29 protein-coding genes are annotated in these 24573 nt (G+C 68.2%); 14 read left to right on the top strand and 15 right to left on the bottom strand.

Translation table 11 applies throughout. The features are described from left to right. Window positions 1-28: 28 nt before the first annotated feature. The 11 genes from ITJ69_RS17895 (at window position 29) to ITJ69_RS17845 (ending at window position 8742) form a co-directional block, all read left to right on the top strand. Entirely contained in the window at window positions 29-436 is a 408-nt protein-coding gene (locus ITJ69_RS17895) for a hypothetical protein (RefSeq protein WP_194673551.1), read from the top strand. After that, window positions 436-2052 (top strand): hypothetical protein, encoded by a 1617-nt coding sequence (locus tag ITJ69_RS17890; protein ID WP_194673550.1) that lies wholly within the window; start codon window positions 436-438, stop codon window positions 2050-2052. Before ITJ69_RS17895 ends, ITJ69_RS17890 begins: the two co-directional genes overlap by 1 nt. After that, complete coding sequence (locus ITJ69_RS17885; protein WP_194673549.1) at window positions 2049-2327, top strand: hypothetical protein; 279 nt, start codon at window positions 2049-2051, stop codon at window positions 2325-2327. Before ITJ69_RS17890 ends, ITJ69_RS17885 begins: the two co-directional genes overlap by 4 nt. Then, the gene (locus ITJ69_RS17880) at window positions 2324-2617 is read left to right on the top strand and encodes a hypothetical protein (protein WP_228506066.1); all 294 of its coding nucleotides are present in this window, start codon (window positions 2324-2326) and stop codon (window positions 2615-2617) included. The genes ITJ69_RS17885 and ITJ69_RS17880 overlap by 4 nt, the downstream gene beginning before the upstream one ends. A gap of 92 nt (window positions 2618-2709) precedes the next feature. After that, entirely contained in the window at window positions 2710-4194 is a 1485-nt protein-coding gene (locus ITJ69_RS17875; RefSeq protein WP_228506064.1) for a polynucleotide 5'-hydroxyl-kinase, read from the top strand. Further along, on the top strand, window positions 4191-4739 hold the full coding sequence (locus ITJ69_RS17870; protein WP_194673546.1) for a hypothetical protein: 549 nt from the start codon (window positions 4191-4193) through the stop codon (window positions 4737-4739). Before ITJ69_RS17875 ends, ITJ69_RS17870 begins: the two co-directional genes overlap by 4 nt. A gap of 13 nt (window positions 4740-4752) precedes the next feature. Then, window positions 4753-5865 (top strand): hypothetical protein, encoded by a 1113-nt coding sequence (locus ITJ69_RS17865; protein ID WP_194673545.1) that lies wholly within the window; start codon window positions 4753-4755, stop codon window positions 5863-5865. Further along, the gene (locus ITJ69_RS17860; protein WP_194673544.1) at window positions 5862-6083 is read left to right on the top strand and encodes a hypothetical protein; all 222 of its coding nucleotides are present in this window, start codon (window positions 5862-5864) and stop codon (window positions 6081-6083) included. The genes ITJ69_RS17865 and ITJ69_RS17860 overlap by 4 nt, the downstream gene beginning before the upstream one ends. A gap of 17 nt (window positions 6084-6100) precedes the next feature. Beyond that, window positions 6101-6604, top strand: a complete 504-nt coding sequence (locus tag ITJ69_RS17855) for a hypothetical protein (RefSeq protein ID WP_194673543.1) — start codon at window positions 6101-6103, stop codon at window positions 6602-6604. Between the two features lie 103 nt (window positions 6605-6707). Then, window positions 6708-8318, top strand: coding sequence for a type IV secretory system conjugative DNA transfer family protein (locus ITJ69_RS17850; RefSeq protein ID WP_194673542.1), 1611 nt, complete (start codon window positions 6708-6710; stop codon window positions 8316-8318). Next, on the top strand, window positions 8311-8742 hold the full coding sequence (locus tag ITJ69_RS17845) for a DUF4913 domain-containing protein (RefSeq protein WP_194673541.1): 432 nt from the start codon (window positions 8311-8313) through the stop codon (window positions 8740-8742). The genes ITJ69_RS17850 and ITJ69_RS17845 overlap by 8 nt, the downstream gene beginning before the upstream one ends. A 50-nt stretch (window positions 8743-8792) precedes the next feature. On the opposite strand, the gene ITJ69_RS17840 is transcribed toward ITJ69_RS17845, so the two are convergent. The 3 genes from ITJ69_RS17840 to ITJ69_RS17830 form a co-directional block, all read right to left on the bottom strand. Continuing rightward, on the bottom strand, window positions 8793-9656 hold the full coding sequence (locus ITJ69_RS17840; protein WP_194673540.1) for a nucleotidyl transferase AbiEii/AbiGii toxin family protein: 864 nt from the start codon (window positions 9654-9656) through the stop codon (window positions 8793-8795). Then, window positions 9653-9964, bottom strand: coding sequence for a transcriptional regulator (locus ITJ69_RS17835; protein ID WP_194673539.1), 312 nt, complete (start codon window positions 9962-9964; stop codon window positions 9653-9655). Before ITJ69_RS17835 ends, ITJ69_RS17840 begins: the two co-directional genes overlap by 4 nt. A gap of 115 nt (window positions 9965-10079) precedes the next feature. Further along, the gene (locus ITJ69_RS17830; RefSeq protein WP_194673538.1) at window positions 10080-12089 is read right to left on the bottom strand and encodes an AAA family ATPase; all 2010 of its coding nucleotides are present in this window, start codon (window positions 12087-12089) and stop codon (window positions 10080-10082) included. A 152-nt stretch (window positions 12090-12241) separates the two neighbouring features. Here ITJ69_RS17830 and ITJ69_RS17825 point away from each other — a divergent pair, with 152 nt between their 5' ends. After that, a complete protein-coding gene (locus ITJ69_RS17825) occupies window positions 12242-12946 on the top strand; it encodes a hypothetical protein (RefSeq protein ID WP_194673537.1) in 705 nt (234 codons plus the stop codon). Between the two features lie 698 nt (window positions 12947-13644). On the opposite strand, the gene mobF is transcribed toward ITJ69_RS17825, so the two are convergent. Continuing rightward, entirely contained in the window at window positions 13645-17424 is a 3780-nt protein-coding gene (mobF, locus tag ITJ69_RS17820; protein WP_194673536.1) for a MobF family relaxase, read from the bottom strand. A 376-nt stretch (window positions 17425-17800) separates the two neighbouring features. Between mobF and ITJ69_RS17815 the strand changes: the two genes are divergently transcribed. Then, window positions 17801-18241: a hypothetical protein gene (locus ITJ69_RS17815; protein WP_194673535.1), complete on the top strand. Its 441-nt coding sequence runs from the start codon at window positions 17801-17803 to the stop codon at window positions 18239-18241. A gap of 279 nt (window positions 18242-18520) precedes the next feature. Here ITJ69_RS17815 and ITJ69_RS17810 read toward each other — a convergent pair whose 3' ends face one another. The 10 genes from ITJ69_RS17810 to ITJ69_RS17765 form a co-directional block, all read right to left on the bottom strand. Further along, entirely contained in the window at window positions 18521-18865 is a 345-nt protein-coding gene (locus ITJ69_RS17810) for a hypothetical protein (RefSeq protein ID WP_228506062.1), read from the bottom strand. A gap of 149 nt (window positions 18866-19014) precedes the next feature. Then, window positions 19015-19185: a hypothetical protein gene (locus tag ITJ69_RS17805; RefSeq protein ID WP_228506060.1), complete on the bottom strand. Its 171-nt coding sequence runs from the start codon at window positions 19183-19185 to the stop codon at window positions 19015-19017. A 44-nt stretch (window positions 19186-19229) separates the two neighbouring features. Next, window positions 19230-19586, bottom strand: coding sequence for a hypothetical protein (locus ITJ69_RS17800; protein ID WP_194673532.1), 357 nt, complete (start codon window positions 19584-19586; stop codon window positions 19230-19232). A gap of 59 nt (window positions 19587-19645) precedes the next feature. Beyond that, entirely contained in the window at window positions 19646-19894 is a 249-nt protein-coding gene (locus ITJ69_RS17795) for a hypothetical protein (RefSeq protein WP_194673531.1), read from the bottom strand. Then, complete coding sequence (locus tag ITJ69_RS17790; protein ID WP_194673530.1) at window positions 19891-20175, bottom strand: hypothetical protein; 285 nt, start codon at window positions 20173-20175, stop codon at window positions 19891-19893. The genes ITJ69_RS17795 and ITJ69_RS17790 overlap by 4 nt, the downstream gene beginning before the upstream one ends. A 17-nt stretch (window positions 20176-20192) precedes the next feature. Further along, window positions 20193-20651, bottom strand: coding sequence for a hypothetical protein (locus ITJ69_RS17785; protein WP_194673529.1), 459 nt, complete (start codon window positions 20649-20651; stop codon window positions 20193-20195). Beyond that, window positions 20648-20896, bottom strand: coding sequence for a glutaredoxin domain-containing protein (locus ITJ69_RS17780; RefSeq protein ID WP_194673528.1), 249 nt, complete (start codon window positions 20894-20896; stop codon window positions 20648-20650). Before ITJ69_RS17780 ends, ITJ69_RS17785 begins: the two co-directional genes overlap by 4 nt. Before the next feature lie 367 nt (window positions 20897-21263). Beyond that, window positions 21264-21716 (bottom strand): hypothetical protein, encoded by a 453-nt coding sequence (locus ITJ69_RS17775; RefSeq protein ID WP_194673527.1) that lies wholly within the window; start codon window positions 21714-21716, stop codon window positions 21264-21266. Between the two features lie 109 nt (window positions 21717-21825). Then, on the bottom strand, window positions 21826-22380 hold the full coding sequence (locus ITJ69_RS17770) for an LPD29 domain-containing protein (RefSeq protein WP_194673526.1): 555 nt from the start codon (window positions 22378-22380) through the stop codon (window positions 21826-21828). A gap of 83 nt (window positions 22381-22463) precedes the next feature. Further along, window positions 22464-22667, bottom strand: coding sequence for a hypothetical protein (locus tag ITJ69_RS17765; protein WP_194673525.1), 204 nt, complete (start codon window positions 22665-22667; stop codon window positions 22464-22466). A gap of 443 nt (window positions 22668-23110) precedes the next feature. Here ITJ69_RS17765 and ITJ69_RS17760 point away from each other — a divergent pair, with 443 nt between their 5' ends. Beyond that, the gene (locus tag ITJ69_RS17760) at window positions 23111-23389 is read left to right on the top strand and encodes a hypothetical protein (RefSeq protein WP_194673524.1); all 279 of its coding nucleotides are present in this window, start codon (window positions 23111-23113) and stop codon (window positions 23387-23389) included. A 337-nt stretch (window positions 23390-23726) separates the two neighbouring features. Here the strand turns inward: ITJ69_RS17760 and ITJ69_RS17755 are convergent, their stop codons facing one another. Further along, window positions 23727-24404, bottom strand: a complete 678-nt coding sequence (locus tag ITJ69_RS17755; RefSeq protein WP_194673523.1) for a hypothetical protein — start codon at window positions 24402-24404, stop codon at window positions 23727-23729. Between the last annotated feature and the right edge of the window lie 169 nt (window positions 24405-24573).

Below are 24573 nucleotides of genomic sequence, written 5' to 3'. Positions count from 1 at the left end.
CGCTCTGACCATCGAAGGAGTGCTCCTGATGCGTACCGCGAAGCGTTACCCGGCGAACCTGCCGGACCCATCCACCGTCACCGCCGGCACCGTCGTCGCGTCCGAGGGCTGGGGCCTGTGGGGTGAAGGGCAGGGGTGGCGGCAGCGCACCGGCCGGTTCACCGGCCCCACCTGGACTGCCGTGTTCCTCGAAACACCGGCGCTCCGTGCAGTGCGGCGGAAGGTGACCGACCTGGTGCTCCTGCTGTCGGTCGGGTACATCGCCGGTGTGTTCGGGTGGACCGCTGCTCGAGCCGGGCAGCAGATGACCACCCTCGACATTCAGCTGATCGCCGGCTCCGTCATGGCCGTGTTCCTGTCGCTGCTCGTCGTCGGGTGGGGGCGGGTCAGCGTCGACGACCCCCGTGGGGTGCCGCAGGCAGGGGCCGTGCGCTGATGCGGACCTCACTGATCGGCGGCGACGTCACCCACCGTGGCCTCTTCGGCGGACGGATCTCCAAGACCCGGCTCTGGACCCTGACCGTCGCACTGGTTGCCGGGTTCACTGCGGCCGCGTTCTGGCAGCTGTGGGGGCTGATCGCGTTGGCAGTGCTGCCGTTGGTGGCGTGGTTCGTCACGATCGACACCGAGAACAACACCGTCCTGCAGCGGAACATCGACAAACGCTCCTACCGCGACCGGGTGAAGCGTGGCCTGACGACGTTCGTCCCGTACGACACGGACGGGTGGGACGCCCTCACCGACGCGTGGGCGTCCGCACGCGGTCGGAAGGCCCGCCGTGCGGCGGAGCGGCAGATGCACGCGATGCGGCTCACACCCGACGGGGTCGAGGGGATGCTGTGGCTCCGCGAGCGGAACCGAATGCCCGGCATTCAGTGGCACCGGCCGTCGTTCGGGCAGGAGTACCTCGCCGTGGTGTTCAGCACCACCGGGCAGGTCGAGGGCATCGAATCCGACGCCGTCTTCGACGCCTCCGCCGCCGGCTACGAGCAGGTCCTCGCCCAGTTCGGTGCCGCACTGACGCTGCCGAACCGGGTGCAGACGATCTCCCGGATCCTGCCCTCCGACCCCGCCCCGCACGAGGCGTGGCTCGCCGAGCACGGCGACGACAGGGTCCCGGATGAGATCCACGAGTCCTACCGGGAAGTCGTCGACGACATCTCCGCCGCGCAACTGGTCAACCGGCCCATGTTCGTCGTCTGCTGGCCCGTCACGGACCGGTTCGTCGCCCGCGCCGAACGCGCCGGCGACGGCATCGACGGCTGGCTCGCGGTCATGGACCGGGAAATCCGCTCCGTCACCGCGGCGTTCACCGCGGCCCGGTTCCGGAACGTGCACGCCATGACAGCACGGCAAACCGCCGCGGTGCTACGGCACCTGCAGCACCCCGGGTTCCCGATGGACCAAGCCGGAGACATCACCCCCGACCGGGCATGGCTGCCCTCGCAAGAGGACTGGTCCTACATGACCTACGTCGGCGCCCCCGAGGGGCGGCTGTCGCAGTCGCTGTCGCGCACCTGCCGGGTGACGGCGAAGGACGTGAAGATCTCGCACCGCACGTCGCTGTGGATGGCGCCGCTGCTCGGCGAGATGGAACACCAGGTCGTCCGCACGATCAGCTTCCACCTCGAGCTGACCCCGCAGGATCACGCCCTGTTCCTCGCCGAGAAGGACCGTGTGTCCGACATGGCGGACGCGAACCGGCGGGCCCGCGGCGGCGGCATCGAAGACACCACCCTCACCGTCGAGCAGGAAGCCGCGAAACGGCGCATCGCCGACCTCACCCCGGGCACCGGGTACGCCGGCGCGAACTGGGTCGGCTACATCACCGTCACCGCCGGCAGCCGCCAAGAGCTCTCCGACGCCGTCGAGGAGATCACCGCCGCAGCATCGAACGCCGGGATCAGCAAGCTGACCTGGCTCGACCCGCACCAGCAGACCGCCGCCGCGTACACGTGGCCCGTCGGCCGCGGCATCGCACCCACGAACGGCTCCATCAGCACCCGGGTGGAAAAGCTCGCCGCCGGCAAGGAAGCGAAGGAATCGCTGTGACCCTCGATCAGATCTTCTTCGCCGTGTTCGGTGCCGTGTTCTTCCTCGCGTTGGGAACAGCGCTGCTGTCGGCGGTGCGACCGACCATGGGCGCTGCGATCACGTTCCTCACCGCGATCGCGCTCAGCATGCCGGCCGCGACCCTGGTGGGGCCGGTGGCGGGGATCTGCGTGTTGGTGCTGCTCCCGTTGGCGGTGCTGTACGGGTGGTCCTATCGGGCGACGCGACGGCTGCAGCGCCACACCGATGATCAGGAAGCGGCGGAGTCGCGGTGATGGTCATCGGCTGGTCGCTGATCGTCGCCGTGCAGGCGACGTTCGCGCTTGCGGTCATCACCGTCTACCGCCGCGCTGCCCGCCGCTCGAACCGGCACGCGTGGGCGGGGATCGGCTGGGGCGTCCTCGGTGTCGCCGGCCTCGCACTCGGCTCCGCGATCACGCCGCTCGCCGGCGTGCTGCTGATCACCGTGACAGCCGCTTCCGTGTGGTTGCTCCGGCGCCGAATGCGGCAGCTCAACACCCACACCACCTCCACCACCCCCGAACAGACAGGACCAACTCGATGAGCGCGACGACGAACAGCCCGGCCGAGACAGACGAGCCGTACGAGCCGACACGTCGTGCACGTCGCGCAGGTCTCCTATCCGCGAAGCAGCGGGTGAAGCGGAGCATCCGGGCCGCGCCGGTCGTTGTCGACGACGTCACCGACGAGCTCGCCCCCGGGAAAGACGCGCACGGGTTCCCGGTGGCCGTGGATGGCGGGTATCAGCCGAAGCGGCGGAAGCTGCTGACCCGGATCGGCTACTACGGCCCCCTGGTCAAGGGTGCGCCGTCGACGACGCGGCAGGTGGAGATCCTCAACCCGGCACCGATCGCGTCGCCGATGGAGTTCCAGGGGCTCCTGTCGGGCATCGAGACGCTGTCGTCGACGCCTGCGACGAACGACCAGTTCGCCGCGTTCCGCGCTGGGAAGGTCACCAGTGCGAACGTGTGCACCATCGGCGACGTCGGAGTGGGGAAGTCGACGCTGATGAAGTGCGACTACGTGCTCCGCCCCCTGGTGTTGAAGGGCCGACGCGTGGTGGTCATCGACATCAAGCCGTTCACCGGTGACTCCGGGTTCGGGGAGTACACCCCCGTCGCGGCCGCGATCGGGGTCGACCCGATCCGGTTCATCATCGCCGACACCTCCACGTCCGCCGCCCGTGAGGGCGTGACGTTGAACCTGCTCGACAAGCGGCTCCTGCAGACGCAGCTCGTGCCCGGCCCCACGGGCATGGTGCAGATGGTGCAGCAGGCCGCCGCGGTCTTGAACGACAACCTTGAGCTGAACCGGTTCGAGAAGAAAGCCGTCCGCGTCGCCGTCCTGCACGCGCTCCGCTCGGCCGAAGAGAAGCGGCGGTCGGCGAACATCCTCGACGTGCTCGAGCGCCTCGGGAACATGGACGTCCCCGAGTACTCCGGCCTCAGTTCGTTCGTGAAGGACCACCAGGACCTCGCCGGCTACGGCGCCCGGATCCTGCTCGAGCGGATCCCGGAAGAGATGCCCGGCCTGTTCGACGGGGACACGTCCTCATCGGTGGCGCTGGATGACAAGGCGACGTTCTTCGATTTCAGCCAGCTGCCCGAGGACGGGCCCGCACGGTCGATCGGGATGATGCTCGCCAACGCGTGGACGATCGGTGCGATCCGCACCTCCACGGAGCAGCAGCAGACGAACTTCTGCGTCGATGAGGGCTGGTTCCTTGTCGGCGGGCCCATGGGCGCCGTGATCCGGTCGAACTCGAAGCTGTCCCGCGCGCTGGGGCTGTCGAACGTGGTGAACATTCACCACGTCGCCGACATCCCCACCGACGACCCCGCTATCTCGTTCATCAAGGAAGCCGGCACCCTGCACCTGTTCCGGCAAGCACGGCAAGACGACGCGCAGCAGGCCGCGTCGATCGCGGGCCTGCGGACGGGGGCGTCGGACTACCTGATGACGCTGCCGCAGGGACACCACTTCAAGAAGGTCGGCATCGACGCCGAGACCCGCGTCGCGCACATCCGGTCGAGCTTGGAGAAGAAGATCACCGAGACGAACTACGCGATGGGGATGCTCGACGACGAGAACGCGCAGCTGCCGAGCCTGGTGGCAGCATGAGCGCCCGGCAGGTCCGAGACGTTCCCGCATGGGTGGTTTTCACGGTCGTGTTCGGCGCCGTCGTGATCATCCTCGGCGCCGGGCTTGCTCTCGGCATCGCCCGGCAGACGTCGGTGCCCGCACCGGAACGCGCCGCCGTGACGCCGACTGCGCCTGCATCGTCCGCGCCGGCCCCACCGTCGGCGCCGTCGGACACGCCGGAGTCGGCGGCCGCCGGCTTCGTGACCGCGTTCACGGATCACCAGGCGCCGGCGGATGCGTGGGAGAAGACGTTCAGCGGCTACCTCACCGAGCAGGCGAAGACCGCCTACGCCGGCACCGACCGGACCCAGGTTCCCGGAACACGGGTGACGGGGAAAGCAGTCGTCACCGCCGGCGCCTCCGCCGCTCCCGTGCCGGGCAGTGCGGACGATGACGGCGAGTCCGACCCGGTACCCGCGATCGTCGCTGTCCCCACGGACGCCGGTCGGTACACGGTCAACCTGCAGCAGCAGGACGGCCGGTGGCTGGTGGTCTCCGCGCAGCTGCCCAGGAGCGCTCAGTGAACGGGGCCGGGCAGTGAAGGGCGGGATCCTCGCGGCGATTGCGGTGGTCCTCGCCCCGATCCTGCTGATCGTCGGGGGGATCTACTTCGCAGTCGCCGCGTCATCGAACCCGCCCGCCGCGGCCGCAGCCGCATGCGGCACCGCGTCCGGGACGACCGGGACGGTGACCAAGAAGGTGCCGGACAAAGTCGGGCAGTGGGGCCACGACCAGCTGACAGTGGCCGCGCAGCTGATCGCCGCAGCGGAACAGATGCAGGTCAACCAGCAGGCCACGACGATCGTCGTGATGACCGCGATGGGGGAATCGTCCCTGTCGAACCCGAACCACGGTGACGCGGTCGACAACACCACGATCGGGGTGCTGCAGCAGAACGCCGCCTACGGCACCCGCGACCAGCGCCTCGACATCCCCACCGCAGCGAAAGCGTTCCTCACGAAGCTGCTGCAGGTCGACGGGTGGGAGTCGATGGAACCCACCCTCGCCGCGCACGCCGTGCAGGGCAACGCCGACCCGTACCACTACGCCGAGTTCTTCTCCCAAGCCCAAGACGTCGTGAAGGCGCTCACCGGGACGGCCACGACGTCGGGCTGCGACGTCTCCGGGGGCCAGAAGGAGCTCGCGTCGGTGCTGGCGGCGGCGTGGAAGAAGGGCACCTTCACCGACACATACCACCCGCAGATGGTGAAGCAGGAGATCCTCCCGATCGTCGACGGCACCACCAAGCCCGGCTGCCAAGTCGACACCCGCATCCTCCAGATCCTCGTCGCCGCCCTCAACAAGTACGGCTCCGTACAGATCTCCGACATGAACCGACCCTGCGTCGGCATCGGCACGCACTGCACGTCCGGGTCGCTGCACTGCAAAAACCCCGCCGTCGCCGTGGACTTCAATGCCGTCGGCGGGAAGCCGCTCCTCGGCTCCGGCCCGCAGGACATCGAGTTCCTCACCTGGCTCAACACGATCATGCCGAAGGGCTCCCAGGTCGGGCAGGTGCAGTGCCGACCGAACACGCCGCTGTCGAACTTCCGGCAATTCTCCGACCCCTGCTCGCACCAGCACGTCGACCTCGGCAGCACCACGGAAAAGCTCACCCTGTCCGCTGCGAAGGGGAAGTCACGCTCATGACCGCCACCCAGCCGCACCCGGATCCCATCGACCAGGTTCGCCGCGCCGTCGCCGCCTATCAGGCGTCCCGGCAAGCGCGGGATGACGCGATCGCGGACGCCGCGATCGCCGTCGGCCGCGAAGCCGCCGCCGAGGCGTCGGGACTGTCGATGTCCCGCATCCAGCAACTCGTCACCAACCGCAACCAGGGCGCGTCGACGTCGACGCAGGCCCGCTGAACGAAGGAGAACCCATCATGGCTGTCAAGACGATCTGGCCCGTGGAATACACCTGCGGGCACATCGAGAACCGCGACCTGTCCGACAAGCCCGCCGGGAAGCGGGCCGCGTCCGCGAAGTGGTTCGGTGAGCACCTGGTGTGCGGCCGCTGCTTCAAGCAACAGAACGGCTCCGGCGAGTCCGACGCCGACCGCGACGCCCGCCACAAGGAGGAAGCGAAGCAGATCCGTGAGGACGCCAACCGCGACGGCCTGCCGCTGGATCTCGTCGGCACGGAGAAGCAGGTGCCGTGGGCGCTGCGGATCCGCGCGGAGCTGATCCGCGGCGCGTATGAAGCGCTCGTCGAGGGCGGGGAGCTCAGCGACGCCGACTTCGAGGAGCAGGTGCTTCTGCCGGCCCGTCCGCTGGATCGGGCCCGGTGGTGGATCGACAACAAGGACGCCGACGCCGCGGACCTTCCCGAGCTGCTCGCGGATCCCGGCACGATGGACGCCGGCGCATCGACGGAGAACGTCGCATGAGCCACCACACGCATGACACAACCCCAGCAACAGCAGCGATGAGCCCGACGCTGGGGGAGCGGGGCCTGAAGCGATGACCGAGGTGCGGTCAACGCTAGAAACGGTGGCGCTGTTCGCGGTCGTCGTGGCCGCTGCGTACCTCAGCATCCACGTCGGCGCCGTGTTCACCCCGACGGGAACGGAATACTCCTGGAACGTCGTGGACCTGATCGGGCAGTTCATCGACGGCGCGCGCGTGCCCGGTGCGGCCATCCCCATCTTGGCCGTCGTCGTCGCCGCGATCGTGGCGGCCGCGATCGCCGTCGGACGGCTCGGCCGGATCCGCCGCGAGGAGCGGCAGACCGTCCGCCGGATGGCACCACCGTACGAGTACAAGGCGCTGCTGGAGAAGACGCGCCTTGAGCAGGCCCGGGAGGACCTGCACGAGGATGAACCGGACATCGGCCCGGGTCTGCCGATCGGCGCGGTTGCGACCCGCGGCCGCCACAAGGTGTTCCAGTCGTGGGAGGACGCCGGCGTGCACCTGCACGGCACCCGGCGCGGCAAGACCACGTCCGAGGTGGTCCCGCACTGCGCGGTCGCGCCCGGCGGGGTCATGGTGACCTCGAATAAGCCGGACGGGATCCGCGAGATCCTCGCCGCCCGCCACGGTGCCGGCGAGACCTACGTCCTCGACCCGAACCAGGTGGTGCGCCGTTCGTCGACGCCGGACTTCACGTTCAACCTCCTCGCCGACATCCGCACCGACGACGATGCGTATGAGCTCGCGGAGATCTTCGAGGCGTCCACACGGAAGGCGTCGGACCGCGGCGGCGACGCGCAGTTCGACGAGTCGGGGCGGAAGATGCTCGCTGGCTGCTTCCTCGCCGCCGCGCTCGAGAAGCGGCAGCTGCGAGACGTGTACGCGTGGTTGACCCGGGAGAAGGTGACCACCGTCGCCGACATCCTCCGGGGGCACGGCGTGGTCGGTCTCGCGGCGACCCTCGACGGGTTCGCCGAGTGGACGGAAAAGACCCGTTCCGGCATGTACGCCACCGCCCAGCGCATGGCCGGCGCCCTGTCGAACGAAGCGATGATGGCGTGGACAGTGCCCACGACGGGCATCCGGCAGTTCGACCCGGCCACGCTGGCGCAGGGCAAGGACACGCTGGTGTTGCTGTCGAAGAAGGGCGGGTCCGCGGCCGCCTTCGTGACCGCGCTCGTCCGGGCGGTCTGCAAGGCCGCCGAGGAGCAGGCTCACGCCAACGGTGGGCGCCTGCGGGTGCCGCTCGTGGTCGAACTCGACGAGTGCGCGAACGTCGTGAAGTGGCCGGAACTGCCGGAGGTGTACTCGTACTACGGCTCCCTCGGGATCGTGCTCAACGCGTACTTCCAGTCCCCGGCACAGGCGATCGCCACGTACGGGAAAGAAGGATGGGAAGCGATCTGGTCCGCCGCACCGATGCGGGTGTTCGGCGGGGGAGTGGTCGACCAGCCCCGCCTGCAAGAGCTCTCCGCGCTGATCGGTGACTACGAAGAGGTCATCGACAGCACCACCGGCACCACCCGGTTCCGACCGATCCTCACCGCCGGGGCGCTGGGATCGCTCCGGAAGTGGCGGGCGGTCGTCTTCGCCAGCGGCGTCGACCCAATCCTGATCCGCACGAAACCGTGGTTCCGGAACCTCCGGCTCCGCCGGCGCATCAACGGCGGGAAGAAGGCCCTAAATGTCTGAGATCGAGGCAGTCGCCGCCGACGGGGAGGACGACGTCGACACCGGAGTGCCGGCGGAGGGCGGGAACCCGTTCCAGTCGATGTTCTACGACTGGGTGCAGGAACGATTCGCCCGGGTGGAAGTCACCGGGTCAGCGCAGCGGGCGACCTGGTGCCCGGAGTGGTGGAAGCACCCCGAGGTCGTCGACCGGCTGCAGGCGCTGTGGACCGCACACATCGCCGCGGAGGCCGAGCAGGAGGATGAGAACGGGAACATGGCGGCGCTCTCGGACTGGTGGATTCGGCACTGGGACCCGCACCGGTCCGTGCTGTTCGACGCGGCGACCGGACCGTTCCGGGACTGCAGCATGCAGCGCGGCCACCTCTACGACGGTGACCGTCAGCAGGTCAACGCGATCACGCTGGCGAGGCCGCCAGCACAATAGCCCCACCATGAGGACGGGCCCACGCATCTGCGTGGGCCCGTCCTCATGTGTCAGCGGTCTCGATCGACCGCACGACCCGGGGCTGCCGAGGGGGGCAGATCACGTGCCGGCGTCGACGACCCGGTGCCGGACCGCATCGGTCGTCCGTGGGCCTGCTCCCAGGAATCCCGGCGTGCCTGCACGTCGGGCTCCCGGTGGCCACGGATCGCAGCGAGCGTCGTTGTCCGCGTTGCGGCCGGCAGCGACGTCGGCGCTGGCGGCTCGCCACTCGCGGCAAGCTCCGCCGCCCACCGGGTGGTGCGGGCCCGCATGGCGGCCGCGGCGTCGCTGTCGAGCCCGTATGCGGCAAACCGGTCATCACGGATCCGGTCGACCTGCTGCAGCTGCTGGGCGAACATCGCCCGGTCGAATCCGTCGTCCCGGTCCGCGACGAGTCGCAGCAGCTCCTCGTCGGTGTACCGACCGGAGGACCGGATCGCGTCGAGGTCGATGAAGTCACGCGCCTCGAGGCGCGTGTACACGGCGTTGGTCTTCGATGCCACGGCGTCATCCACCGACAGGACCGGGCCGACCTGCAGCCGGGCGGGTTCCGCGCCGCGCCAGTCGTACGCGAAGTCGACGTCGACCTGGCGTCCGTCCGCCGCGGTGACGTTCAGATGCGCGAAGTACTCCGCCCGTCGACGCTCTTCCACGACGTAGCCGGCGTCTGCGAGGACGGTGCTGGCCTCGGTGACGGCGCGGTCGAACTCGGCCGCGTCGTAGCGGTTGGTGAACAGATCGACGTCACGAGTGAGCCGGTCAACGATGCCGTGCTCACGGATCGCTCCCGACCCGGCGAGCACGAACCCGTGCTGATCGGCGCCGCGGAGGATAGTCTGCGCTACCTCGAACTGGAGATCGCGGTCGTCGCTCACGCGGTGAGCTCCGGGAATCGGGACTCCCAGAGCGATCGCACGCGAACGGGAAGGAGCAGCTCATCCCAAGTCCGCAACAGGACGTCGCGGTTTAGCAGCGCCTCCTGCACGGCCGACACCCCCTCGCGGAGGATCGCCTGGTACGCCTTCGTCACGCCCGAGAGCGTGTCGAGGTCGGCGTCAGAGTCGGGACCCCAGTAGACGTCCAACGGGAGCATCAGCACGCCGCTGGAGGGTCCCTGGAGGGCGCCAAGGGACTTGGGGACGTCGTAGGGCTTGATGTCCTGGTACAGGACGCGTGATCCCATCGGTTCCTCCTTCCGAGAGTTCTATTGTCCCGCGCGGGAAGACAGATCGCTAGGTTCCGGTAGCTGTGCGGGACCGCGCGTCCGAATTCAGTGTGCAGGGCCGTGGGCTTCGATCTCACAGCGCCTTGTTGACGGCGGCGACGAGCTTCTCCCACGCCCCTTGCTCGGCGGCCGTGAGCGCGTCAAAGCCGTCGTCGCGGAGGTGGAGTGTGAGCGCTTTGGCGAGCTTCCATTTCGACACGTTCTTGTGCTCGGAGGTGAGGATGTCCATGACGGGCCGATGTGGCTGTGCAGCTGCCGTGCTGATGCTGTCCCAGCCAAGCTCCTTCGCCAGGGAGAGGAGGGTCTCGCGGAGGAGGTCCTCAGTTTCTGCGCCGTGACTGACACCATCGATGAAGTCACCTGCGCGGAGCACGGCTCTCTTGGGTAGCAGTGCAACGAGGGCGTCCTGGGTGGCGGCCTGATCGCCAGCAGTGTCGGAGTCGAGCAGTGCAGCGACGCTGAGGTTCTGGCCGGCGTAGATGGTGCAGAAATACGCCACCTTGCTCGCCGTGCCCGCGGGGATGATGGCGGGACTGTTGCGGAAGGTCGGCTTCCCTGCTTCTCCGGCAGCCTCGTTGAGGGCGTTGAGGTAGAACATGTCCGTAACGCCCTCGCATACAAGATTCTTCTTCTGCGCGAACATGTGCTGCGCGAGCTCGTAGCCGAGCGCTGCTTGTAGCGGGTAGATCGACCGGGGGTCATCGACCTGGAGGCGCGTGTGGACCTTCGTACCGGCTTCGCGGCTGGACATCTCAACGATCCGAACCAGATCGAGTTCGTCTGAACCGACCATGAAGGGGGAGTGGGTCGTGTAGATGATCTGGTTATCGACGCCAAGGAGGGAGACGGTCTTCCGAAACTCCTGTTGCTTCAGGGCGTGCAAGCTCAGCCCTGGCTCATCGAGGAGCAAAATCGCTCCCGCGAGATCGTCGGCGGCCTGGGCTCTGAAGACGACGAAGAAGGAGACAAGCCACCGGAAGCCCTCACTGCGCTGGTCGAGTTCAACCTCGACGCCGAGGTCGTCGACGACCATGACCTTGAGGTACTGGCCGTCAGCAACGATGCGCAGCTGCACGTTGTCGTCGCCCCACACGCGGCGGATGTCCTGCGTGAGCTTCACACCGGCCGCGTTGAGTCGGTACTGCCGGTCATCGAGCTTGCGCTGGTGCTCGGTCAGTGCCTCGTCGTGCTGCTTCCGAACATCGGCGTTGGTTTCGTAACTGGAAGGCTTTACCGGGGCACCCGAGCCGAGCTCCGAGAGCTCGCGCGCTGTGAACCCAAGGAACTTCAACAGGCTCAGGTTCCCGAAGTCGTACTCGGAATCGATGTCGCCTCGTTCCTGCCGGGCGGCAAGGGACTCCAGATCGATTCGCGGACGCACAGTGAAGTAGGTGGAGTAGTAGACCAGCAGTGGCAGCCGCGACCAGATCGCACCGGTGGCCTTTTGCCACCCTCTCGTCTCCTCCACGGCAGCTTCGAGGCGGTCCCAGCGCTCGCTCTCTGGCGAGCCTTCGGGGATGAGCGGTAGCGCGGTGTTCAGCATGGCCGTCACCGCGGCGGCGTGCGCGTTCAGATCCGCACCGGAGTCCACTGCAGTGAGTACGTCGATCTCGTCCAGAAGCGTCTGCGGGGCGCTTTGCGTAGCCAAGTACGCGCGCAGACGAACGAGGTCCTTCGCGACCGCCTTCATTGAAAGCTTTTGCCCGAGGCCGTGGACCGTCCAAGTGCGGGAGCCATCGAGATACCGGTAAACAGTGATGTACACGTCGTCGGCTACCGGTGCGAACTCGGCCGCCGCACGCCGGTCTGCATCCTCGAGGTCGAAGCGTACTTCCGCCACTGGCAGCGCGCTGGGCGTAAGTCTGCCGGTCTGAATCTCGTTCAGCTCAGCGCGCGGGTAGTCACGCAAGTAGTCGAGCTTCGGGGTATCTGGCGATGGGTTGATCGACTGCAGCGCACGCAGGACTGCCGTCTTTCCCGCTTCGTTGACGCCGACGAGGATCGTCTTGTCACGCTCGATCTGGAACAGCGTGCTGTCGCGGATCGATCGATAGTTCGTGAGCTGAGCCTGAGCGAGACGCATGCTGGTCCTTTGCTGAAGTGATCTCAGCATCGTAGGGCGCGCCGCCTCCGAGTCAACGTGCAGGTTAAGCGCATCTCGGGTTTCTCGGCGCTGTCGCCGGCAAGGCCGAAAGACCGAGGTGGCGTCGTCTGTTGCTCGGCTACAGTGCGGCCGTGGGTGTGGATGACGTGATGAAGTCGGGCAGAGCGACCGATCGGTCGACGAGGCTCGGACGCGCACAGCACCGCGCGGAGGAAGTGGCCTTGCTCGTCGCGGGGGAGATGGGCGTGGAAGGTTTCCAAGTGTTCGTGTCGGCTTCGGATGATCCCCCGGGATCGGCACACACGGCGCCAGAGGTCCGCCTGATCGAGGTTGCGATCAGCACGGTCGAGCACCCCGATCCGCGCGTGCTTCGGGGCACCCTTGCTCACGAGCTTGCGCATATCCGGCTCGGTGTGCCGCGGTGGCAACGGTACGTCGGTACGTTCGGGGTTCTTGCTGCAGCGCTGGGGGCGGCGGGCGGCTTGCTGCTGGGCAGTCTTTTCCTGGCGATCGCAGCCGCCCCACACACGAACGTCCTGCTCGTGCACGTGGTGTGCGCGTCGTTTGGGGCGGGCGCGTTCCTTCCGGCTTCTGGGCTGTTGCACCGTCAACTTCTTCAACGTTTGGAGCTTCGCTGCGACATCGAGGCTGCGCATCGCACTGGTGATGCCTGGTTGGCGCTGGAGGAGCTAGACCCGAGCACCGAGCTGTCACCGTCGGCGCTGTTCTTCCAATCAACCCATCCGTCGGCCGACGTACGTGCTGCAGCCATTCGTCTTCACGCGAGGTACCGGCATTGCGTATGCGGGTCGACGGACCCCGCCGAGGGGAAGTAGGCCGATCCAAGTCGCTTGGGGTGCGCGTATGTAGAATCTGACATAACGGCGATTATCGGCGCAGCCAGCGCGAACGCTGCAGGGGAGCCGGTGCAGGGTTTTCCACTTCGAGATACGCCTCGAGCCAAGCGCTCGCGATGGCATGGAGCGCGGCTCGATCGCGGGCGATCACCCAGGCAAAGGAAGATCGCACCGAGGACGATCGCACCGATGGTGATGAGGAGTTCGCCGCCGCTGTGCAGCAGGCTGTCCATGCCGGTGAGCGCTGCGCTGAGGGTTGTCTTTGCGTCATCAAGTTTGCCTACGTCGTTGAGAGCGTCGGATCGGACCTGCGCGTCACGCACGGCGGAGACGCCGGACTGCGTGAGGAAGATCGTGTAGGTGCCGATCAAGCCGGTGAGAGCAACGATCGCGGTGAGCCCCGCGCCGAGGACTGTGCCGGGAAGGGCGCTCCCAGCCGCGACCGCTCTGCTTCGGAGGACCGCGCGGGCTTCAGCTCGCGCGGAGTCGCTTGCGGCCCGATACGCCGTGAGGCGCTGCTCGAACGCCCGCAGATCCGAGTGGACATGCTCAGGGGTTCTCGGAAAGGCTCTGCGCCACCAGCTCAGCACGTGCCGACCCACACCCACCAGGACAGACCACAACACCCCCACGCGAGCATTCTGGCCCCACCCGCCAACCCAACTGCCCGGTCCGCGTTAGCGTTCTCGTTCATTGTCGCGGCTCGGCGGCTTCGGGAGGTCGCGGCTCGTCGTGCTGTCGTCCGGCCGAACGGTCGGCACCTGCCGGCCGTGAGCCTGTTCCCACGCCTCGCGGCGTCGCCGAGCGTCGTCGGCGTTGCGGCCACGGATCGCGGCAAGGCGGTCTTTCCGGTCCGCTGCCTGCTCACGGAGGCTCTGTGACTTGTGCGACGCGACAACACGTTCCTGCAGGTCCTTCCCGACGCCCTCATCGCGTCGACCGACGGGGATGGCGTTGGTTTCCTCGAGGGGTACGTTGTGGCGGTCGCGGAAGGTGTCGGTTTCCGCGGCAAGGCGCACCCACGCCGCTCGCCGGTCGGGTTCGGCGGGAACGGAGCCGAGCTCCGCTGTCCATGCGGGCCTTTCGGCGGCGATCGCTTCACCGCGTTCCATGAGACGGGCACGGAGGTGGTCGTGGCGTTCCTGGAGCTCGTCCCGCCACACCTGCGGGAGGTGGGGCGACCGGATGGGAGCAGCGTCGGCGATCCACGTCGGGACCGTCGACTCCATGGCGAGCTGTGGGTGTTCCTGTTTCCACTGCTTCGTGAGGGCAGTGATGCGGGAGCCGAGCGCTGCTGGGACGTTGTCGACGTCGTCGACGGGACGTTCTGTCCATGCCCGGTAGAGCACGTCGGCTGGGTCGAGCCCGGCCCGCTCCGCGCGGCGCATTGCGGTGACGGTGACACCCCAGGTGTCCTCGCCACCGAGGGTGTTGGTGACGTCGAGGCCGAGCGCTTGTTCCGCGGCTGCGGTGAAGCGGATCCGGTCGGCCTGCTGGGTGAGGTCGGCGTACTGGTCGGCGAGGGTCACGATGCGATCCGCGTCGCGGTGGGTGATCCGCAGCTGTTCGTGTGCGGTGAGGTTCGGGTCGACGTTCCCGGCGATCTTCGCCAGGACGTCGCGCATGTCCTGCCCGGGTTCCGTGATCACTGCGAAGGTGTTGCTGTGGCGGCCGCGGGTTCCGCCGACGTAGGCGGCGTTCCGGCTGGTGGAGGCGTCGACGATTTGCCACATGGTGTCGCCGGTGTTGCCCTGCTCACCGTGGGTGGTGCGGGCGTACCCGAGTTGCGTGTGGTCCTTGACGTAGTCGGCGGGCAGGCGAAGCTTGCCGCCGTGGCCGGCGTGCACGACGTCGAGGGAGCCGTCGTCATGGACACGCTTCACCGTCCACCGGTCCCCGTTCTTCACGAACTCCCGGCCCCGGTGCATGCGCTGCTTGTAGTCGTTCTTCCGGCTCACGATCCGGTCGCCGACGTGCGCGTCGAAGCCGTCCATGAGGGCCGCCCTGCGGCGCCCGTGGACCTCGCCGGTGGTGAAGCGGTACGCCTGCGCACGGGCGTTGAGCTCGGCGATCTGCGCACGGGTGGGGGCGGCCATGAGGGCGTCGAGCCCCTGGTCGATGTCCTGCTGCCAGCCGTTGAAGACGTGGTCGGCCATCTTGTCCGCGTCGCCACCGACGACCCGTTGGTTGGCGAGATGCCACGCCCACGGGTCCTTCACCGTCGGGTCGCGCAGCAGCAGCGTCGCGGCGGCTTCATCGGGGTTACTGAACCGGTGGAGCTCGTCCAGGTAGGTCGCGCCCACCTCATGCTCGAGGAGGCGGAGCATGCCGCCGGAGGCGACGGCGTCGAGCTGCTTGTCGTCGCCGATGAACCGGACGTGCGCGCCGGTGAGCTCCGCGATGCGGACGACCTTGGCGAGGTTGACCGTGCCGGCCATGCCGGCTTCGTCGACCACGATCACGTCACCGCGGCGGAGGTCGATGTCGCCGGTGATCGACTTCGCCTCGAGCAGCTGCTCGAGAGTGGTGCCGACGAGGAACTTGTCGAGGGTGACGGCCTTGATGCCGACGGCGTCGGACATGACCGCGGCCGCCGCGGCGGACGGGGTCAGACCGATCATGCGGCCGCCGTCGGCTTCGATGGCACGCGCGGCGACCTTCAACGCGGTCGTCTTCCCGGTGCCTGCGGGCCCGACACCGACCATGACCCGGACCGGGTCGCACGCGAACGCGGCGGCGAGGGCGGCCTGCCCGTCGTCGAGGTGCGCGCCGTGTTCCGCCCGTGCGGCGGCGAACGTTTCCGCGCGGACGGGGCCGATGGTGCGGTCCTTTGCGGCGTCGAGGATGATCGCTTCCGCGTCGAACACGGCCTGCGAGGAGAACACCACGGCACCCTTGGAGGCGTATGGGGAGGATCCGTCGCGCATCGCGACGGGCTGGAACGCGCCGTGCGCCGGCGGCGGGGTCAGGCGGATGGAGTGGCCGTCGATGACGGTCTTCGTGATGACCGCGGCACCGGTCTTGCCGTCCAGGCCCGGCATGCCGCGGTGTTCGTTCACCCACTGCTCGGCGGCGATCTGCACGTTGTTGACGCCCCACGTGGACCGATCCTCGGACACCTTCGCGAGGATCGCCCGTGCGGCGTCCTCCGGGTCGAACGGGGTCTCCTGGTCAGAGCCGAGACCGCGGCCGAGGAGCGCACCGACCTCGAGGTCCTGACGTCGGGTGCTCTTCCGGGCGGCGGTGAACCAGGTCTTCGCGACCTCGGCGACGGGGCGGCTGTGCTCCTTCTTCGGCCGCGTCGCGAGCACCGCCTGCTGGGCGATCTTGCGCCTCGTGGCACGGTCAGGTGAACGGCCGTGGTCGCGTCGGTAGTCCCGCTCGAGGTCCGCGGCGACCTTCCGGGAGTCACGCGATCTAGTGGACGATTCGGCGATCAGGTCGTCGCTGACGCCCGCGAGCTCCACTACCGGGGGGTCACCGGCGCGGAGGACACGGGCGCGGGTGGTGGCGCCGGTCAGTTCGCAGACGTAGTCCATGACGGCACGGTTGTGGATCGCCGCGGCGGCCATCGCCTGCCGGTGCAGCAGCTTCGAATCCAGGGTCCGCCACTTCCCGTCCGAGCCAAGGACACGGTTCGCGACGACGACGTGGTCGTGGAGCTGCGGGTCCCCGGAGCGGGAGTCATGGTGGCGGAACTTCGTCGCGATCAGCCCACCCTCGACGTCGAGCTGGCGGACGCCGTTCACGCCGGCGCGGGTGGCGATCGCGTTCTCCTCAAGCCACGCGATCGAGTCAGCGATCGCGCGCTCCTGGGCCTGCTCGATGAGCCGTGCGGTGGCGTGGTCGTCCTGCGCGATCGCGGCAGCCCACGCGATCGACACCGACTTCGGCGGCGAGAACGTCAGGTCGATCCCCGAGACGGTGTTCCGGTCGGAGCGGGTCGCGGCGGTGATGAACTTCCCGAGTTCTTCGCCGTCTGCAGGCGGTCGGCCGTTCGCCTCGCGGAACGCCTGCGCACCGACAGCGGTGCGCAACTGCGCGCGTTCCGACGCGTCGGGCTCCCGGTGCCGGGTGCGCTCGAACCGGTCCTCGGCCTCCTTGATCGCGGCCGCAAGCTTCGTCGACGACGCCGACATGCGGTGCGGCGCCCGGCCCAGCCGGGCGTCCTTCTCCGCGTCCTCGTAGCTCTTCCCCGCCTCCATAGCGCTCGCGACCATCGCCTCCGCGTCCGGGTGCAGACCTTCACCGAAGAGGGCCTTCATCTGCGCCTCGGAGACCTCACCGGCCATGCCGAGCAGACCGATCCCGCCACCGACCCACTGCCCCGGAGGGTTCCCCTCGACGGTGTAGTAGTCGCCGATCTCCCGGCCCTGCGCACGCCGCACGTCGCCGGTCGCGACCTCCGACGTGTAGTACGTGTAGCCGTCACCCGTGGACAGAACGTGCAAGCTCATCGTCATCAGCAGCCCCCCAGAGCGGGACGGTATGCGGCGGCGAACATGCGGCAAGGGTACCCCACTCATTCATAATGCCAATGGTGTGACAGCTAGTGGACCGAAGGATGAGGGGAACTTGCACGCGAGCTAGAGTGAGCGCGGATGCTGGTTGAGACCACGAAAACCAGATGCTTCGACGGCTGAGGAACGAAGACTGTCGTTGCAGCTGGTTGGGAGTGCGTCGAGGGCAGCATCCGAGCCAGAACCGCAGTCCGGTTCTGGCTCGGATGAACACGGCCCGGCGACCGCCGGTCCGCTTCCGGCCGCTCACGGTCGGTGTAGTGGCCGTTAGGTCGTGACAGGGCGGCCGGGCGGATGATTGGGAGAGATCGACATGGCCGAGAACCGGAAGTCAGCGAAGCAGACCGCTGCCCGTAAGGCGGCGCGGGAACAGGCAGCGCAGCGCGCCGCGGAGTTCCGCCGCCGGCAGGAGCAGCTTGAAGAACTCGCGGTCGAATACTTCGTTGCCGTCGACGCAGTCGCGGGCATCGAGGCGGCCGCGGAAGAGCGCATCGCCGCGATCCGTGCCGAGACCGAGCAGCAGGTCGAAGCGTCCCGCGCGGAAGCCGCCGACATCGTCGGGCAGATGCTCGACACCAAGGTCACCCGCGACGAGGTCGCCGAACGCCTGGGCCTGCCCGTGCGCGAGGTGAAGCGCCCCAAGCGGGGCACGGCCACGTCCACTGCTGAGCGGCCGGACGAATTGCCGGCGGTCGATGACAGCGCACGAGCGGACGAGTGCGACGTCGATCGCGGCGAAGACGCGGCCGCGTGATCATGACTCTCGCCGCGTGCGGTTTCGCCGGGCCGCTCAGGTAGCGGGGCGCACGGTGGCTGCCCGCTCAGCAATGATCGTGAGCTGCGACGCGTTCGGCTGCGATCGCGTCATCATTCCGATCGCGACGGCCGACGACACCAGCAGTCGCGCCGAAGCACGATCGTTCGCACGCGAACACGGATGGTCGACCGCGGACACCTCCAGCAGCTACACCGATCTCTGCCCCACACACGCGGCCACCCCACGCGTCGGGTAACGCACGCGGCTGGGCTGCGTTCACCAGAGGGTCGGTGTGTCCGACTCGATCCCGGTCTTGTGCGCGGCGATCGCGGCGGGATCCCAGCCGTGCTCGCGGAACGCCTCCCGGAGCGCACGCGACAACCGCACCCGCTCCGCACGAGCGATGCCCGCAGTGCGGATCGCGGTCGACCCGTTGCGGTGCCGTCCGCGCTGCACCCGCTCGAGCATGTTCCCCCGATGCGTCCCTGGCGCCAGGTGCGACCACCTTGTGTCGACGTCGACGTGCACACACAACGGCACGTCACACGCGTGCAGCAGCAACACCTCCGGCAGAAGCGCGACACCGGTCAGGTGCTCGTACAGCCATCGCTGCGGCCGCATCGCCCGTTGCCCGCCGTCGGGTTGTGGCAACCAGAAGCGGCCGTAGCCGTCGTCCCCGATCGCGCCGGTCCAGATCCAACAGTCCGCCGGTCCCGGCCCTTTGACCACATGCGACCAGAACCGTTCCGGAGCGGTCGACGGCGGGCTGGTCACGTGTCGGCCCCGCCCCGGTCCTGTTCGGCGTCAAGGTGCGCGAGCCCGGCTGCGAGTGCGGCGTCGACTGTCATGGCCTTGGCGGCGACGCGACGGACGTACTCGCGGAGTACCGGGTCCGTGACCTGATGGCCTGCAGCGCCGAGCGCCGCGTCCGCGAACTGCACCCGCCGATCCACCTCGGCCGCGGACACACCACCACGATCACCACTCATGCGCGCCCCGCAGAACCGGACGGTTCAGCGTCGTCAGGATCCACCCAGTGCAGCAGCCGCATCGACGCACCCTGGTAGCGGCCCTTGTTCGCATGGACCGCGCAGTCATGGTTGTCGTGGTCGTACGCAGCCCGGTAGTACCGGTCGGCGTCAAAGTCCGCAGCGTTGAACGCGTTCCACGCCGCGTCCACCTCCGCCTGCCGTGACTCATACCCCCACCGTTGCCCCTGCCGGAAGATCGCCCACTCCCGCGCGGTGAACTCCCCCATCGGGATCTCACCCGCACCGCGATCCGCGGGCGGCGCTGCCAACTCGTCGAGATCCGCCGGCGCCGCGAACACGTCCGCAACCAACGGCTGAGGCTCCCGTGTCTCCGCTTGCCGTGCGAACGTGAACGTGGGCTGCACTGACATCAGGACGCGAGACCGCGGAGCGGTTCCGGGACGGCCGAGCACACCGCCCACACGTCGGCGTCGTAGGCGCGGAGCTCGTCGCCGTTGATCAGCTCGATTCGGCCGTCGGCGGTGAGGCCGTGGAGGGCGCCGGTGACGAGTTCGTGCTGCCACTCCCCCTCGAGCGGGAACCAACGGATCAGCCCGATGATCTCCCCTGCTGGGATGTCGAAGCCCTGTACGCGGACTCGCTTCCGCCCGGCACTCACCCCGGTGCTCCCTGATCGTTGCTGGACGGATGCTGGTACTCAACCCATACTCGGTGGGAGGGTGCGGCCTCGATGCGGTGCCGCCATGCGGCGGTTTCGGCGCGTTCGGCCGCGGTCACGTCGAGGCGTGCAAGGACGTCGATGTGCTGCAGCACCTCCCGGCGGAACTGCTCCGCGTCGTGCACCCGGATGTGCGGCGGCCGCGCACGAGCAGACGCACGCTGCAGCTCCCGCGACACCGGCGGAGAACGCAGCCACTCGACGTCGTCGCTTGTCACCATCGTTCTAGTGTCCCTGCTCATGCGCGGGCGCCGGCGTACTGCGGGAACATCCGGTCGATCGCTGCATCGTTGCGGGCGGCGCGGTCGTGCTCGCCGCGGGTCTGGGAGATCTCCGCGAACGTCGGACCCGACGCAGACGGTTCCGCGGGCGCGGGTCGACGACACATCTCGGCGTAGTACCGGTCGGCATCATGCTCGGCATGCTCGAGGCGGGCCCGCAGCGAGGCGACCTCAGCCATGAGCGCCGGGGCGGCCATTTGGAACCCAACCATGAACCCAGCCTCGTAGACCTGCCGCTGCTCGGCGGACAGTTCCCACTCTCGGATGCTCTCGGTCGGGTCCGCGGTGGCGGCGTCAATCGCGCGGAACGCCGCCACGGTGTCGCCGGCGTAGAGCTCGTCGACGGCAGCACGGGTCTCCGGCTGGATGACGTCGGGACGGACGGTGGTCGGACGCTCGAGGGTCATCGTCATCACGCGGCCATGCTCGAGGCGAGGGCGTCGATCTTGTCGGGGCGGAACCCGCTCCAGGAACCGGTCTCTGTGTCGGTGACGACGATCGGGGCGTTCATGCCGAGGGTGGTCTTCCACTCTTCGATCTGCGCCTGGTCGACGTCTTCGAGGTGCAGCTCGGTGTACTCGATGCCGGCGGATGCGAGAGCACGCTCCGTGGCCTTGCACATGCCGCAGAACCCGGACTTGGTATACACCGTGATGTTCAACGAAATCACCTTTTCGTAAAGTTTGTGATGCCGGGTAACTGCTCCCCGTTGCATGCTTCTATTCTATAACGCGCGAGCCTATATGGGTACCCTTTTCCGCACATTCTTCGGCCTTTTTCTACCGGACGGCACTACTGTTGGCAGGTTGTTGCATATGCATTATCTGGCACCAACGCTTGACGTTTACGAACGCACGGCTGGGACATCGATAACGGCGGGAGGGCTGGTTATCCCCTGGCGCATTAACGTCGTGCTGCTATTACCGTCACCCGGTAGGAATAGCGTGCTGCGCATTCTCTAACTGTGTTGTCCCGGCTGGCCGCGGAGCGGCGGTCTTCCGCCTGCTGCGCGGCCGCCGGCCGAACGATCACGCCCGGATGCTGCTGGTCGCGGTGGTGGCCACGGTGACGTCGTCGTGGTCGCACTCCCAGAACACAGACCGCACCTCGTCAGTGATCGCGTCGGGGAGCTGCTCGTTCGTCCATGCCGTCGACGGGAACGACACGGTGACGGTGACCGTCGTCATGGGTTCGGTGGAGGACGGCCCGTGGCCGGCGCCACCCCACTCGTACTGCCACGCGATCGCGACCTGTCCGACGGGCCCGCCGTGGTAACGGTCGAACACGGCCCGGTGCTCATCGTCGGTGTGACCTGGGTTGCGGGTGCAGGTCCACTGAGTGCCGGCGACATCGTACGTCGACGCACCACACACAGGCACGCGGGGGTCGACGTCCGCGCCGGGTGCCATGTCCGCGGCCGGGGCCTGCGGGTCGGTCTGCTCGTCGTCGAGGTGGGTGGGGCGTTCGTAGGTGATGAACATGCGGGGTGGTCCTCTCTAGGCTGCGGTGTGGGTGCCCGCCTTGGTCAGCGGGGACTACCGTGGGAAAGGGGCCGCGTCGCCGTCGAAGTCGGCGGCGCGGCCCTCCCCGCTACTGGCGTGCGGGTGCCGTGGTGAGGTTGACGCGTTCGAGCACGAACCGGACCGCGGACCATGCCGACAGGTTCCGGTACGGCCACCCGCGGCCGCCGGCGCTGAACTCCTCGGCTCGGCCGTCGGTGAGGTCGCGGTGGCGATCGTTGAGGGTGCCGTGCTCATCGCAGAGGACCAGGTGCCGCATGCTGCTGTCCTCGCGGACCACGCGTTGCGCGGCCAGGTGGCCCGCAGGCGAGTAGCCCCGGGTGATGATGATGCCGTCACAGGAGTAGCGGACTTCGGTCGGCATCTCGTCAGCGTCGCCCACGACGAGGGTCGTGCCGTTGTCGTCGTAGCTGTCGGTCTGGCCGTTGAACGAACGCCCCTCGAACCGGCCGGTGATGGCCTGAACCTGCTGATGCGTGGGGCCGTCGTCGTAGGTGACGTTGATCCACGCGGCCGCGGTGCCGGTGGCGCAACGAACGGAGAACTTCACGCCCGGGAACCGGTTGCGGAGCTCCTTCCGGAGCAGGGCGGCGACGGCCTTCGTGGGGAGGATGGTGGTAGTCATGGGGTGCCGGTTCCTTCGGGATCGGTTGTGGGAGAGTGATTCGGGCGGCCGGGACCAACTTCGATTTGGTCCCGGCCGCTTTGTCACTCGTCGCTGTCGTGGGTGAAGGTGTCGACGAACGTCGTGAAGTGCGGACCTGTCACGGTGGCGGTGTGGGTCAGCTGGTAGCCCTGGCGGGCGCGGACCCGGAGGTCTTCGTCGCGTTCCGCGATCTTCGCCAGTTGGCGGGGAATGTGGTCCTCGTCCACGACCGGAACGATGGTGGTGACTGTGTCGATGTGCTGCATTGGGTTCCTTTCTCCCTCTTGTTGTTTTGCCTGGAAGGCGGCTTGTCGCCGCTAGGACGGGAGGGTGCAGTGCAACCCGAAGGGCGGAGGGGGAGAGAATTCCGGCGCGAAATAAGCGAAGCGCGTGCCGAAAATCTTGGAAGATCCGGCCGCGTGAGCGGCTTGCGCGGAACCCGGACGTCCGTACGCTGACGAAGGCTTCACGGCAAACCAACGGCCCGCAGGGCCTGACAGTGCCGGCGCAGCCGGTTCCACCCGGAGCGCAGCGGCTCCCGGCCTCCGGCCGGAAGTCCTGAACGTGGCGAGATCTCCGGCATGTCCGGCAGTGCACTGCGGGGTGCTGCTGGCAGCATCCGGGTATGGGATCTCGACGACGCGGCGGTAGGAAGAACCGGGACAGGGACCGGGATACCTCGGTCGACGCTCCGCTCGAGCAGACGACCATGCCCGCTCCCCTGCCGGTGGCCACCGCTGATCCCGATGCTGGGTTGGGCACGCCGGCACCGATCGTGGTGTCGAACGCGTTCTGGGTGCAGTTCGCCGTCTTTGAGCCGTGTGATGTCGCCGGCTGCACCGATCAGGTGGCGCCGGAGGCGTGGGAGCTGCTCGATCTCGACACCGAGGAAGAGCCGCCGGCGCGGTTCTGCGACGACCACCAGATCGCCTGGGTCACTCGTCCCCGTGACACGACGTCGATCAGCGGGGGTCCCGTTTCCCTCTGAGCGCTCTTGATCGCGGCGCCGCTCTGCGGTGTCGTCGCGGTGCGAGCTCCGTCGAGCAGCGCCGGGGTCGGGAGGGGTGCAGTTCAAAGCCCTTGCCGCCGTGCCCGGAGGGTGCGGCGCGGCCCACGGACACCCAGGCGGCCCGATGGGATATTTCCGGGCCGGGATGGGACACGATCCGGGGCCGGTGGGCGTGAGGGCCGCTGGCTGCGACCCTCACGCCGCTTCACCTAATCGGCCGCGGTGGCCTCGTCGCCGTCCTAGTCAGTGTCGGGCTGGATGCCCGCGGCGATCTTCTCCACGTTGGTCAGCCGGTGACCCCAGGCAGCCAACTGGTTCAGGTACGCCGCGCCCTCCGCGGTCGGTAGCGCCACCAGTTCCGGTCCGCCGCGTTCTCGAAGGCGGACAGCACCACGGCGAGAGCGACGTGCGGAGCCTTCGCGGGGCGCTGCTCCACCCACAGCGCCACCGTGTCCGCGCCGTACCCGGTGCCGGATTCGATGTTTAGGAGGTCCCGGACGCCGCCGCTGTTGTCGGCGCGCATCGTCCACCCGTGGCGGGTGCCCGCGACGGCGGCGAACATCGTCCAGTCCTTCGGCAGCGCCTTGCGCTGCAGGAGGGTGCGGACGAACTCGGTCCGGAGGGTGTCGGCTGCGTCCCACGCCTTGTTGCCCTTGATCAGTTCACGACACGCCTGCTTCTCAGCCTCCTTCTGCTCGGCGGCTTCTTCCTCGGTCAGTTCCGCCGCGGGCGTGCTGCCGGTGAAGAACCCGCGGTACTTCAGGTGGTGCTCGCTCGGGGTCGTGCACACCGGCACCGCGGCGTGCTCACCCCAGGCCTGCAGGACGACGGCGTGACCGGCGCAGCCGCTCGCGTGCGCGTCCGCATCGAGGACCGGACGGTCCTCGGCGTCGTCTGCCGCGTCGGTCAGTTCGTGCAGGTGTTTGTACTCGTCCTCACTCGTGATGACGCGGACGCCCTTGGCTTTGCATGGGCCTGGTCGAGGAGGCCGCACCAATGAGGCACTCCATGCCGCGGCTAATCCTCACCGTCAGCCGCATCGTGCACGCTTACGGCTGTTGCGAGGCGACCCAGGAATACCACGCACGGGACTGCTGCAGGTTGGGTTGACTCGTTGGTTTAGGCCGCGAGTGCTGCCTGTGGGTTGATGATTGCTTCGTACT

The sequence above is a fragment of the Curtobacterium sp. VKM Ac-2887 genome, assembly GCF_015350935.1.
Classification (GTDB): Bacteria; Actinomycetota; Actinomycetes; order Actinomycetales; family Microbacteriaceae; genus Curtobacterium.
The sequence above is the reverse complement of the archived record's forward strand: the minus strand, read 5'-3'. Positions and strand labels throughout refer to the sequence as shown.